Below are 12735 nucleotides of genomic sequence, written 5' to 3' on the forward strand. Positions count from 1 at the left end.
CAGCTCAGTGGGTGACCAAGCGGACTTGCCTTAACTGATATAGCGTTCGATCGATTTCTTTAAGTCTTCATCGCTGCCCTTTTCATGAGGGACTAAATCCAGCGTCTTGGGAAGCAGCAGCATGAGTCTGTGCGTTTGCAACTTCCGCGTTGTATACGCTACATCTTCATAGCCCATCGTCTCGACGATTAGCGCATCCCTCTTCAACTCCGGATTCGCGCGGAGGATAAAGTCTGGCCTGATCTTAGCCGCCGTCTTCCCGTCCATCACAGTCAAGTCGGTCAGCGGCTTAATGATGGTGTAGGGCTTGGATGCTCGCTTCATCTTGGATAGGTCGCGCCTGAGTATGCGCAAGGTATGGCGCTCCAGATCCGAATCGACTAGGAAATATTCCCTTTCCGAATCCATGGGGTGCAGGTAGACCTGGTCAAACTCTGCGCTTACCCCTGGTCGCTTGGATGCCAGCGCGATGGCCAACCAAGGCCCCGGTGTGTTTGCGCCTGGAACGATGAGCCGTCCGGAAAAAAAGAACTGCTCTCCATGCACATTCGTCAACGCATGTGATGTTGCGTTGCTGTGGTAGTCGATCACTTGCTCAATGATAAATCCTTGGGGAACCGTCTTGCCCCAATCCTCCTGGTCTTGCTTATCGAGTTTCTTAATAATGGATTGAGCGGCGTAGAAGCTAAGTTTGCACCAGTCGAACAGCGATTTTCCCGGAGCGATGAAGTGCTTTCGTATCTCCACCTCAAGTCGAGATTTTGCGTCAGTTGTGCTTAGCCTTCCTTGTTGAAGAACATTGAGCCCGGCGCCCTCAAGAATTGTGAAAAGAACAGCGGCGAGCTTGGGCGTTCTCTTGGCCGCGCGCGCTTCCGATGTGCCGTGGGGTCTGGGAGCCGTGGCAACCAAAGGTGCCGTCGCACAGGGACCCCCCATCGCTGGAAGCACACTCATCATTCCAGTGATTGATGAGCGAGACTGATGAGTCGGAGTGTCCGTGAGGTCAGGCCTCTCGCGTTCAAAGTCGCAGCCCGCTTTATGGGGGTTGCGGTCATACAAAGGAACGAGAACGGCCGGCCTACTTGCGCTGCGGGGAACGGACCGTGGAAACAGCAGCGGGGTTTCCGCACTCAATGCTCCGGTGCAACCGCAAGCCACCCACATACGCTTTGCGATGAGTGACTGAATTCGCGTAACCGCAGCCTGCTGCGTGTGTGCCGAAACGTCGCCGCCTTGAAAATACTCTGCAAGGTGATCGACTTCACTGTGTGAGAGCTGCTCAACCAAAGCGGGTGTGTCGCCGCTTTCGGTGGGTTTGACGACGGAAAGGGCACGTGAGATTGACATGGGCCAACTGTGCTTGACTGGGCACAGGTGCGTCAACAGGCAAACTTCTTAGAGGCGCGTAGCAACCCTGATCAGGCTTACCGCCGCTGTTTGTTGATCAAGCCTCTCTCGCCCTGCGCGTCGTGCAAGCATGCGAAGCCAAGCGAAATAGCCTCGAACATCATGAGGTAAACGCTGAGAAGAATTGCAGGCATTCCTAAGGCCAAGTAGCTCATCGGAAGACAGCCAATGATAGGGCGTCGTTGCCCATGGCCATCCCGTGCGAAGCAATGTGCCACTCGCATGGTCCCATCGCGCATTGCGCCATGGCCAAGGTGGACTTTTTTTTCGTCTCATGTCGATGCTGTCACCTTCGGCTTCCAGCCAGACGTGGAACAGGCGTTGATCCTCTATGCTGGCATGGGTATAGCGTGCGATGAGCTGTTTAGCGCATCGGCGCTCAAAGAGGCGGTCCGACTGATCCTTCCACCAGTCTGCCCAGAGCTGATCAAACGTCCGGCCGCCGCAGCGGCCGTCAATTGCGTAGAGGGTTCTGCTGTCGTTGACTTCTATCCACACATACGCGTTTTGATTGACGATTGTCTGCGTCAGGGCGGCTCCCTGCGTGGCAAAGTAAGTGTCGAAACAGCGGGGCTGCATTGGCGGCGAGGGGCACGCTTTTGCAAATGGCGGAGTAAGAAGTGGCATGGAAGACACATAACCGGAATCTTGTTTCGGTCAAGTCTCACGAACGCTTATCGACGTTGTGCAACAGCGTCGTTAGCCGGTATGAAGCAATGAGCTTTGGCAATTTTCTAGCGAAGCACAATGCGGACGCTTGCTGTCGAGTGATGCTGGTTGCTAATAGTTCGCGACACGTTTGGAGTGTCCGCAGCCTACCTGTCGTTAATCGCTTGGTTCAACAGCTCATACCACTGATTCATCGTGGCCTCGCTGGTGAACCTGATCGTCCAGACAGGCTGGTCGACGTCGCGCATACTCACTGTTAGCGTGCCTTCTCGCTTAGTGCTGTGCCAGTGTTTTTCCCAGCTACGCACGTCAGTAAAGGTGTAGATCTTGGTCCGGTTGCGGTCACGAAGCTTGATCCTTGCTCGCTCAGGCGACAGCGCGATCGCACCCGAGCGCGAAAAGTGGCTTCGTGCGTAGTCCTGCTCAAAGTTGCCGCGCTCGCTCCGCAGTTTGAAACTGCGGCCCAAGCCAACAAGCACAAGCGCGGTGGCGCCGAGGACGAGCAGGAGGAAGAACGTGCCGACGGTCATGGGAACTCCTGATTGGCTCTGGGGTGATATGCGCGGGGTTGCGGTGCGAAGCGCGTCGCGGTCAATTAAAGGGTGCGACTGACGACGCCGATCACCTTCCACGCGCCGTCCACATCGGCGAACGTAAAGACACCATTGAAGTCTTCGTCGAAGCGACCATTCATGGCCAAGACGCGGGCCTGGACGGGGCAGTTGTAGCCACCGTCGCCTTTCTCGCACTTGCCGATAGCAAACTTGGTCAAGCGAGCGTCGTCAGATCCGTTGGCTTTCACAAAGACAAGCATCGCGTCCTCTGCTTTGTTTTGGGACGGCCCAGCAGAGCACGCGGTCAGGAGCAGGGCAGTGGCAAGCGAAGCCAGGAGGGTCTTGGACATGGTCATTCCTTTGAAGTCAGAAGGTGGATGGGCGAGGGTAGGCAGGACGAACAAAGCGATAGGCAGGTCCCGCGCGACTCGACCCGAGACGGCAAGGGCCGGTTTTGACGAGCACGTTTGAGCGAGCGTCAGGCGATGGAGGAGTGCCGATCCGGAGCAGGCTTGCCAAAAAGGTTACGTCAAACGTATGATGCGTTCAACGTAACTTTGCGTTGGGCGTAACTGACGTTCATCATTCCCAGATGAACGCGCTCGCCCTCTCGATCCAGACCCTTATCGCGACCCGCATGAAGGAGGTCCGCAAGGCGTCTGGCGTCTCTCAGCGGGCCCTGGGGAAGAGCGTGGGGTTAGATGACAAGCGGGCAGGGCCCTACATCAGCCGCTATGAGAGCGGCGTCCATGCGACCGACTGGGAAACGACTTTGAAGATCGCCCAGTCCTTGGGCGTGTCCGTGGCGTATTTGGTTGCCGAAACGCCCGAGCTTGCAGAGCTCATTAAGGCGGTCCAGGACTACGAACCGGAGGAGCTTCGGGCACTAGCCGAAGAAATCAGGGTTCGCCACGCTCAGATTGATCCCACAGCGCAGGATCAGCCGTAGCGGTTTGCCGGCGCAGAACCCAACTCCGCAGCTGAAGCTGGCCGAGCGGGTAGGCTGCTTTTAAGATAGGGCAACCTATCTGCGAGCTGCCAATGACTTCGGACCAGGAAGACGCGCGTCAGCCAGACCAAGCGCCGGGTGCGCGACTCACGCGTGTGATTGACCGAAGCTCGGCAACGCGGCTTGTTGAGCAGATGCAACGCAACTCAGCCATCCATGCTCTCCACGCGACCCAGCAGCATCCATCGATTGCCGCTATGCGAGGTATCGAGTCACCCGCTACCCGATTTGCGATAGAGCTGGCCAACAGCGACGTGCTGCGTATGTCCTCAGGCATACGACAGAATTTGGCCGACCGCATGGGTCAGTTGAACGAGTATGCAGAGATGGCCAGGCGATCAGCCATGGCATTGCGCCAGTCCCTCATGCCTTGGCAGCCGGTTGTCAGCGAACTCGCGATGGCTGCAAGCCGAACGGCAAATGACATTCTTGCTTGGCGCGACCGGTATGCGCCCCAACGCGACGCTGCCGTCGAGGCGATGCGCCGACTCGAGTCAAGCATTGGCCCTGTCAGACGCCTGGCTGAGCAATTTGGTGAGCAGTTGCACGTAGCAGCGCAGCTGATCCAATCGCCGGCGTTTCAGTCCTGGCTATCGGAAATGTCCAGCGTCGAGATGCAAGAGCGCATGGAGCAGCTTTTGCAGGAGGCGTCGGAGGATACGTCATCCTCGTCACCGGATATGGCACCGCCCCCTGCTGCAATGCAGGGAACGGCAACATCTTTAGTTTCATGGTTGGTGGGGTGTTTGGCTGCGTTGCGCTCATCGGGTCTACCGCATGCAGATCGAATGGTCCTCTACGGATATGCGCTGACAATTGCTTGCTTCCTCTATACGGAAATCGGAAGCAATCAAGACCACGCTGAGCACATGGCCAAGATTGACGCGCAAAGTCAGGCGATGAACGCCAAGCTTGACGAGCAGAATCGAAGCGGGCGTCAGATGGTCGCGCTATATCAAGCCAGGTTGGATCTAGAGATGGCTGATCATACCTACCAGGTCATCGTCGGTTCCGCTCCATTTCGGGCAGAGCTCTCTGAGCCAGCCAAGCACTGGTTGCCTTACGGTGAGGAAGTGCAAGTCCTGCGCGCTGCCGGCAAGTGGCGCTTTGTCCGAACGGTTGACGACGAGGGCGCGTTGCGGTTCGGATGGGTCCTGAACAAGCATTTGGAGCGCCTCACCGAGCCGGACTAATCGTTCCACTTTCGGATTGTGGTCACGAGTTCTTGCATGCGTTTGGCCCAGTCAAAGCGTGGGGCCATGATGGCTGATGTGGTGTGCTCGCGCGAGGCGAGGGCGAGCTCCACCTTATCGATATTAGCCCGATTGAGCTTGGCTTCTACGTAAGAGTCCCCCTTCTTCGACTTCGATGCGCTTGGAAAGAAGAGCTCGAACTGCGCAGGATCAACCGGATCAACTTTCATGCCAAGCGCCTTGCCAATCACTGAACCAGGCAGGTAAGTCTCAATTTCTTTGCCGGCAGTCACCCACATGTATCCATTACGCAGCTTTGCCATTTCTTCTTGTGCTTTCAGAACGCGCTTTTTGAGCGAACTGCTCTTTGATGACCGATCGCTGTCGCAAACCATCGCTGCGTTGCGGTTGAGTTGGATGAGCTTGATCAGCTCCGGGTTGGCTGCTGTGGGGTCACTGAGCGTGGTCCGAGAGAGCAATGATCCGCCGTAGAAGGCGCAGGCGTAGTCACGGCCTTCCAAGAGACTGCCTTCGGAGAAGGTCTCAATCCAATGGTTGAGATAGATGGCATCTGAGGGACCCTCAACCCAGATGATTCCGTTCGCCTGCAAGATGTCTGACGCGCGGGCACCCAGGTCACCGACGACCTGAGAGTGATCAAAATGCGCAGAGATCGTCTGGGTCGATGCAGCGGTCCCATCATGCGAAACCCGCACGAATTGGGCGTGATCCGAACGACTGAACTGGTCTAGAGTTGCGCTGGAATGGGTGGTTAGGAAAATCGTGCAGCCGTTCTCGACGGCGAACTCATCGATATATTTCAGCAGGCGCCGGAGTAGGGAAGGATGAAGATTATTTTCCAGCTCTTCAAACGCAAAAACATAATCCCGCGCTTTTTTACTCTCGAGCGCGGGGACGATGAGGAGATTGAGAAGAACCAGGATGACGGTCTTCAACCCACTGCCGGAACTGCTGAGTGGGACGAGCCCCTTGAAATCCTCTTCTAGGAAGATCTCCCATTCGCCGCCTGCCTGCTCATGCACCGAAATGGCTGAGAAGGAGCCATCTGGACCGAAGATATGGTTGAGTGCCGCTCGCAAATCGCTTTGGATGAGGCGCCGCGTCACCATGATGTCGTCCGCCCGGATCATGTGGTCACGGATGATGTTCGTCGCGCCTTGCCCGTCTGGTCGAAGATCAAGCTTGGCGCCGGCAGGCTCGTTTCGGATGTCGCGATCAGCCAACATATGACGGAAGATCTTGTCAGCAAACGGACTTTTGAGTCGACTAACTGCCTTAGCAAGCTCCATCTCTGCCGCTTCGTTAACCTGATGGGAGAGGGTCCTTCCCCAGGCATCAGACCTCTCTTTCGCCTGATGTGACAGGTCATCCACGAGTCCGTGGGCGTTCTCGATCCAACTCACCGGCATATCAACGAACCGCAGGCCGTGATAAGTCCAGTTACTTTCAGTGTTTGGAACGCCGAGGGCACCAGAGCGCTGAGAATTGGAAAAAATTCCTTGCAGCGTCCCTTCGTCGAAGGTGCCCGTGAATCGATACGAGGCAGGAAGGCGCGACTTGGTGCGATCCGGCGAGCAAAGACTCTGGACCACTTTCAGCAGCTGCGATTTGCCGGTGTTGTTGCGCCCGATGATGACATTGATCAGCTTGAACTCGTCAAAGCCGCAGAACTCTGTGGTGAAACAGCTCAGACCCTTGATCTTGACCCCGGTGATGGGCATAGCATTCCTTGCAAATTTGGACTGAGACGAACCGCCGCATGATGGGGCTCTTTCTGTGACCCGCATCGCAGTCTAGCGCGACAGCAAACGGAACCAAAGGTAACCACTGCTGCGCCCTATTCATATTCCGTTCACCAAAAGATACGTTCAGCGTAAGTCGTTTCGCGATTTGGCGGCGGCAACGGAGATACAGTTTAGAACGAGGAAGAACCCTAAAAATCAAAGTCAAAACCGCACTTATGGTTTCCGCTTCGCGTAAACCGTGCGGCCTGCCAGGGTTTGGCCGAGCGCTGACGCGCCCGCATTTGACGTGTCAAATGGCCAGGCAGGCAGACCAATCCATTCGCCGAGAAAAGTGTGAGCTAGCGCTCGCTTACGCAGTTGAGTGCTAGCACTAGACGAAGACAAGTCGCGCCTTTAATTGGGTGCTCCATTCACAGGAGCCCTACTTAAATGGCCATTTATCACGCAACACTGAAATCGTTCTCCCGTGGCAAAGGCGAGTCGTCTGTCGCTGCTGCTGCCTATCGGGCGGGATTTGATCTCGTCGACACCGCAACAGGTCTGTACCACCGCTACTCTCATCGTCATGGCGTTGCTCACCACCAGATGCTCGCGCCCATGGGTGCTCCAAGTTGGTGTTATGACCCTCAAAACTTCTGGGACGCCAACGAGGCAGCCGAAACACGTGCTAACGCGCGCGTTTGCCGTGAGGTCGAGGTCGCTTTGCCCCACAGCCTGTCAGACGCGCAACGCAAGGCCCTAGCTCTGGATTTGGGGCAGCTCATGGTTGACCGCTATCAAGTTGCAGTCTTGGTCGCGATCCACGCCCCGTCGAAAGAAGGCGATCAGCGTAATCACCATGTGCACTTGTTGATGTCGGCGCGAAAGGTCGACTCCAGAGGACTCGGCGAGCGCGCAGGCATGGCGTTTGACTCGCGGCAAGGCGGGGGCGCCAAAGCTATTCGGGAGCTAAGGAAAGCCATTGAAGGGGTCATCAATGCGCACTTGGAACGCGCTGGTGGCACGGATCGTGTGGACCATCGGACGCTCAGGGCTCAAGCCCGCGAAGCGGCATTAAAGCAAGATTTTGTCCGTGCCAATGAGCTCAGCCGCCCACCAACGAAGCATATGGGCAAGACCCGGACCGCGATGATGCGCCAAGCCAAGAAGATGGGTGTGGATCACGCGCTTACAACAGGGAGCTTTGTGGAGCGGGTCATTAGTCGACGCTTGCAGACCGCCGCCCTAACGCATGGCGTGCCCAAAGGGCACTCCCACCAATCTGCGCTGGCGGATCGTGCGCGCGAACAGGCGGCGCTATCGGAGGGGGCGCCAGGCAGAGGAAACACGGAGGGGAAATCGGGCCCGGTCGGTGGACGCATCATGCCAACAGCCGTGCCGGTAGGGATTACGCGAAGGATTAGTCGTGTCATGCGTTTGGCGCGGGCGACTGGGCAAGACGCTGACGTTCTCAACGCCGAAGCAGAGCTCGTCGAACAATGGTTGGAGAGCCAGCGCCAAGCTGCGCAGGACTCGCTCGATATGCTTCGGAGCGTGGGCGGCATCCAGATCGAACCAAAGTTTCAAAAAGCCTACACCACACTGATGTGCCGGCGAGTCGACGCCTATGCGACCAGTTCGTTCTTGTATGAGGACACTGAGCGCTTGTCGCAAGCGGTGATGAGCTATGCGCACGCTGTGGTGAGGCCTCAGCGGGCGCGAATGGCCTACCTGTATGCTCGGGCTAAGCTCTCTGAGCACGAAGCTTCGCCTACGTCACGCGAGGCTGCTCGCGCGAAGCAGCGCTACTTCCGCGCCAAGGCGCACATCTCCAAGCGTGCAGCGGCGTTGCAAGCGGACGCGATCGATCAGGCGCGTGAGCAGATGGTGGAAGCGGCTGACCACCTTGAACGAAGATTTGGCATAACAGGACCCCGTGCAAGGAGCTCAGGCATCAACCTAGGCGAGGGTGAGGCACGCAACGGCGTTCAATCCAGTGGTCAGCTTGATCTTCGCCCACGCCCTGCTCGACCCAAGGCTTAAATCTGCTGTGGAGATGCTTTCGCGTCAAAAGTTTGGGCGTCTCAAAGCGATCGGTGCTCCTCCTGCGGAGCACCGAATGTTGACCAAGTGCATCGACGTCCCGTGCAGGAGCCGCTTCGCCGAGGCGGACCAGCTACGTCAGTTTGACACCCGCCCTTGGGCCCAGGGGCGTTGTGCCCAGGCATGCTTAGCGCTAGTGGCGGTGCAGCATGGTTGTCAAAAGCACGGGCGGCATCGCAACGCCGGCCTTGATCAGGTGGGTCCCCGTGACCGAAAGGTGATACAGACCGTGGGTGCTGAGATGCAGCAGCATCTCTTGCCGCGTCATCGTGCCATGCATCCCATCCGTGAAGACAAATTCAACGACCTCCTGAGAGGCTTGATTGCTCATCGAGCTCGCAAGTTCAATCAGCGCGTCGTTCAGGGCGGTCGACCTGCCGCGCAGCTCATCCAGTTCGGGGATGTCGTCAGAGACGGTCGAGGTGAACGCATGCGTCTTACCAGTCAGATGCGCGAAGAAGATCCGGTCAACGATGTGGATATGCGAAAGCCAGTAGAGCACTTCCCGTTGAAGCTCAGGTTTGGACGCCACCGCCACGGAGCCAGCAACATCGTAGAACGCTGCATCAATCCATTGCTTGTGCTGCATTAATGTGGTCAGGGGATTTGTTGTCACGGTAAACCTCTTGCTCGTTGCTAGCGCCTAAGTCTATGCCAGGCACCGCGCGCCTTTGGGCAGCGCACCCGAACATTAGATTTGTTCGCCCATCAGAGATTTTCTTAAGAGGTTTGCGTGCGCAAGATCACCCTGATAGCGTGCCTTGCTTCTGCATTCTGAGGTCGTCATGTCTTCATTTGTCCCAACTATTGAGCCCGGTGTTTTGACCTTGGCACCTGGGTTTCGCGCGCTGAGCCTGTTTGTGGATGCAAAGCCTGTCGCTGCTTCCCATGTTGCAGCCGAGGCGGCGCTGCGCGCAGCGAATGCAGTGAAACAGGGCGGACCAGCATGGGCAGAGCAGCATCTGGCGGCTTGGGCTGAAGCTTTTCGGGCCTTTGGCGCAAAGCCGCAGCGCACCCCATGTTCTGCCGAGGCGCTTCGCAAGCGGGTATTGCGTGACGGGGCGTTGCCGGCCGTTGATCCGGTGGTCGACCTCTACAACGCAATCAGCGTTGAGTTTGCCGTGCCCATTGGCGGGGAGAACGTTGCTGCCTACCAAGGCTCTCCTCGCCTTGTTGTGGCGGAGGGCACGGAGCCCTTTGACACCATGAAAGATGGTCAGCAGGCCATTGAGTTCCCTGAGGCTGGGGAGGTGGTGTGGCGAGATGACCAAGGCGTAACGTGCCGCCGCTGGAACTGGCGTCAGGGCGTTCGCACCCGGCTTCATCAGGACGTGGAGCAGATGTGGTTTGTCTTGGAGGCATTGCCATCAATGCCAGATGCGGCATTGCATGCTGCTGGCGGGGCCTTGGCTCAGGACTTGATCAAGATGATGCCTGGCTCCACTATTCGCATCGAGCTGACGGACAAGTCAGCTGACTGAACAACGCACGAGTTGTTGAGGAGGACGACCTCCCCCAGTTGTGGGCATCAATCCAGGACGGCCTGGCAACATCAGGAGGCGTCTATGGCTTGGCTATACCTATTGCTCGCAGGACTGTTGGAAATCGTTTGGGCTGTTGCGATGAAGCAGTCCGAGGGGTTTAGTCGTCTTGTCCCCTCGATCATCACCATTGTCGGAATGATCTTTAGCTTCTGGCTGTTGTCATTGGCCATGAAGACATTGCCCCTTGGCACCGCCTACACGATCTGGACAGGCATTGGCGCAGTCGGTGCGTTTGTGCTTGGCATCGTGTTCTTTGGCGAACAGCTTTCGGTAGTTCGGGTCTTGGCAGCCGGTCTGATCGTCTCAGGTCTGTTGCTGATGAAAATGGCTTCGCCAAGCGCATGACCAGCAGTCCAACAGCGGGGCCCCAAGCTGTGTCGCCCACGCCCGAAGGCTTGGCTGTGGGCGGTTCCACCGATGAGGCCAGGTCCGGAAAGGGCTCGGGCTTGCCCATTCTCGTCTTGGCCGTTGCCGCGTTTGCGCTCCTGACCACTGAGTTCCTCATCCTAGGACTGCTACCGCCTTTAGCCCGAGATCTGGGCATCAGCATCTCCATGGCGGGGCAGCTGGTGACTGTGTTCGCAGTCGTTGTCGTCCTGACAGGTCCTATTGTTGCCGCCTATGTCTCGCATTGGCCGCGTAAGCCGTTGTTCCTGGGAATACTGGTGATCTTTGCCGTTTCCAATGGGCTTTCAGCGCTGGCCAATGACTTTTGGAGCCTGGCACTGGCCCGAACACTTGCTGCCATTGCATTGCCAGTGTTCTGGGGAACGGCCAGTGAGAGTGCTGCCGCATTGGTTGCGCCCGGGCGAGCGGGCAAGGCAGTGGCTCAGGTTTACTTAGGCATTACCACCGCGTTTGTCTTCGGTATTCCGCTTGGCACGCTCGCAGCTGCGAGCGTGGGTTGGCGAGGCAGCTTTGCGCTTCTCGGTGCGTTCTGCTTGCTTGTTGCCGCCCTCATGGCCGTCTTTATGCCAAATATTCCAGGCAGCGCAGAACGGACGGGGGGGACTTCTCAGTTCGCCATCCTTCGAGACAAGCGCTTTATGGCCCATGTGCTGCTGACCTTGCTTGTCTTCACCGGCATGTTCATCGCCTACACCTACTTGGCTGACATGCTTGAGAAAGTGGTGCTAGTGCCGCCCGCCAATGTGGGCTGGTGGTTGATGGGCTTTGGAGTCGTGGGTGTGGCAGGGAATGTGCTCGGCGGTAGACTGCTTGAGAAAGACGCTTCCGTGGCTACGGCGATCCTTCTCACCGTGCTTGCTGTGGGCATGGCGGCGTTGCCTGCGGTTGGGCAATGGCAACTTGGCGCTGTCATCGCGCTTTTGATCTGGGCAGTTGCCTACACCGCGTTGTTCCCTGTCTGCCAGGTGCGGGTGATGCAAGCCGGAAGCAGCGCTAAAGCGCTGGCTGGCACCATGAATGTGTCCGCCTCCAACGCCGGCATAGGACTGGGTGCGGCCCTTGGTGGCGCTGCCATTCCTATATTGGGGCTCAACCACTTGGGCTATTTGGCAGCAGGAGCTGCCTTGGTCGCCATTGCATTGGCCTTAGTCCTTCGGCCCAAGGCTGGCGTTTCCTCGCGTTAGTTCATGTGCGCCTTGGCCGCGTCGACAAAGGCGCGGCTCACAGCTTGAAGGGTGGAGGAGCGCACGGCAGAGTGCTGCCAGTAAAGCGGCACGTCGATTGGGCGATCCTGGTCCAGGACGACAACTTGCTTTGCCGCCACGGCGCTTCTGATCAACGCCTCTGGCGCCAAGCACCAGCCAAGCCCAAGCCTGGCCGCGTCGACAAACCCGGTGGAGGAGGGCAGGTAGTGGACCGGTGGGCTGATCTTGGCTTTGGTTACTCGTCGGACGAAGCGCCATTGCAGCTCGTCTTTCCGGTTGAAGATCAACATCGGGGCCTTGGCCATGGTCAGGGCGTCGACCCCGTGCGGGAAATACGTCTTCACGAACTGGGGCGAGGCAATCGGGCGGTATCGCATCGAGCCCAAGGAAACGACATTGCAGCCCTTCAAGGCGCTAGCCTGGGACGTGACCGCACCCAAGACGGCGCCATCGCGAAGCAGCGATAAGGTGTGATCCTGGTCGTCGACGCGCACATCAAAGAGGTAGCCGTGGGCTTGGTGGAGCTGCGCCAGAGCGTCGAGCACCCAGGTTTGAAGCGAATCGTCGTTGACGGCAATGGCTACCGCAATGGTGAAGAACGGGCCAGCCTTCTCGGGATGCAGGTCGGCCAAGGCTTCTGCCTCCAAGATTTTCATCGGTTGAAGGCGCTGCAACAGGCGCTGCCCTGCGGGCGTTGGCACACATGGGCTTTGACGCACCAGGAGCACTTGGCCCAGACGATCTTCCAGGGCTTTGACGCGCTGGGACACAGCCGAAGGGGTCACGGAGAGCTTCTTGGCGGCTGCATCGAAACTGCCTTCATCCAAGGCGGCTGAGAACGCGGCCAGCTGGGGGTGGATCAGGTCCATGGATCACTCCGTTAGGTTTTCTGTTGCAG

The 12735-nt window shown here is 57.8% G+C and carries 13 protein-coding genes; 6 read left to right on the forward strand and 7 right to left on the reverse strand.

From position 1 onward, the window contains the following. Positions 1-30: 30 nt before the first annotated feature. The 4 genes from ACO6VK_RS02735 to ACO6VK_RS02750 form a co-directional block, all read right to left on the reverse strand. Positions 31-1347: a hypothetical protein gene (locus tag ACO6VK_RS02735; protein ID WP_422505390.1), complete on the reverse strand. Its 1317-nt coding sequence runs from the start codon at positions 1345-1347 to the stop codon at positions 31-33. Positions 1348-1395: 48 nt separating this feature from the next. After that, the gene (locus ACO6VK_RS02740) at positions 1396-2034 is read right to left on the reverse strand and encodes a hypothetical protein (RefSeq protein ID WP_422505391.1); all 639 of its coding nucleotides are present in this window, start codon (positions 2032-2034) and stop codon (positions 1396-1398) included. Positions 2035-2222: 188 nt separating this feature from the next. Further along, entirely contained in the window at positions 2223-2606 is a 384-nt protein-coding gene (locus ACO6VK_RS02745) for a hypothetical protein (protein WP_422505393.1), read from the reverse strand. 65 nt (positions 2607-2671) lie between these two features. After that, positions 2672-2980: a hypothetical protein gene (locus ACO6VK_RS02750; protein ID WP_422505395.1), complete on the reverse strand. Its 309-nt coding sequence runs from the start codon at positions 2978-2980 to the stop codon at positions 2672-2674. 242 nt (positions 2981-3222) lie between these two features. On the opposite strand from ACO6VK_RS02750, the gene ACO6VK_RS02755 reads away from it, so the two are divergent. Then, positions 3223-3579 carry a helix-turn-helix domain-containing protein gene (locus ACO6VK_RS02755; RefSeq protein WP_414490256.1) on the forward strand — a complete coding sequence of 119 codons (357 nt, stop codon included), beginning with the start codon at positions 3223-3225 and terminating at the stop codon, positions 3577-3579. Positions 3580-3983: 404 nt separating this feature from the next. Beyond that, positions 3984-4832 (forward strand): hypothetical protein, encoded by an 849-nt coding sequence (locus tag ACO6VK_RS02760; RefSeq protein WP_422505396.1) that lies wholly within the window; start codon positions 3984-3986, stop codon positions 4830-4832. On the opposite strand, the gene ACO6VK_RS02765 is transcribed toward ACO6VK_RS02760, so the two are convergent. Then, entirely contained in the window at positions 4829-6574 is a 1746-nt protein-coding gene (locus ACO6VK_RS02765) for an ATP-dependent nuclease (protein WP_422505398.1), read from the reverse strand. The two genes, ACO6VK_RS02760 and ACO6VK_RS02765, sit on opposite strands and share 4 nt — an antisense overlap. 453 nt (positions 6575-7027) lie before the next feature. On the opposite strand from ACO6VK_RS02765, the gene ACO6VK_RS02770 reads away from it, so the two are divergent. Continuing rightward, the gene (locus ACO6VK_RS02770) at positions 7028-8620 is read left to right on the forward strand and encodes a MobA/MobL family protein (protein ID WP_422505400.1); all 1593 of its coding nucleotides are present in this window, start codon (positions 7028-7030) and stop codon (positions 8618-8620) included. A 193-nt stretch (positions 8621-8813) separates the two neighbouring features. On the opposite strand, the gene ACO6VK_RS02775 is transcribed toward ACO6VK_RS02770, so the two are convergent. After that, positions 8814-9269 (reverse strand): DinB family protein, encoded by a 456-nt coding sequence (locus ACO6VK_RS02775; RefSeq protein WP_422505402.1) that lies wholly within the window; start codon positions 9267-9269, stop codon positions 8814-8816. 196 nt (positions 9270-9465) lie between these two features. On the opposite strand from ACO6VK_RS02775, the gene ACO6VK_RS02780 reads away from it, so the two are divergent. The 3 genes from ACO6VK_RS02780 to ACO6VK_RS02790 all read left to right on the forward strand — a co-directional run bounded on the left by ACO6VK_RS02780 (position 9466) and on the right by ACO6VK_RS02790 (position 11816). Next, complete coding sequence (locus tag ACO6VK_RS02780; RefSeq protein WP_422505404.1) at positions 9466-10161, forward strand: B3/4 domain-containing protein; 696 nt, start codon at positions 9466-9468, stop codon at positions 10159-10161. Between the two features lie 84 nt (positions 10162-10245). After that, entirely contained in the window at positions 10246-10569 is a 324-nt protein-coding gene (locus ACO6VK_RS02785; RefSeq protein WP_422505406.1) for a DMT family transporter, read from the forward strand. A gap of 101 nt (positions 10570-10670) precedes the next feature. Next, on the forward strand, positions 10671-11816 hold the full coding sequence (locus ACO6VK_RS02790; protein ID WP_422505408.1) for an MFS transporter: 1146 nt from the start codon (positions 10671-10673) through the stop codon (positions 11814-11816). Here the strand turns inward: ACO6VK_RS02790 and ACO6VK_RS02795 are convergent. Then, the gene (locus ACO6VK_RS02795; protein WP_422505409.1) at positions 11813-12706 is read right to left on the reverse strand and encodes a LysR family transcriptional regulator ArgP; all 894 of its coding nucleotides are present in this window, start codon (positions 12704-12706) and stop codon (positions 11813-11815) included. The two genes, ACO6VK_RS02790 and ACO6VK_RS02795, sit on opposite strands and share 4 nt — an antisense overlap. Positions 12707-12735 lie beyond the last annotated feature (29 nt).

This window comes from Stenotrophomonas sp. GZD-301 (genome assembly GCF_049310345.1).
GTDB lineage: Bacteria > Pseudomonadota > Gammaproteobacteria > Xanthomonadales > Xanthomonadaceae > Stenotrophomonas.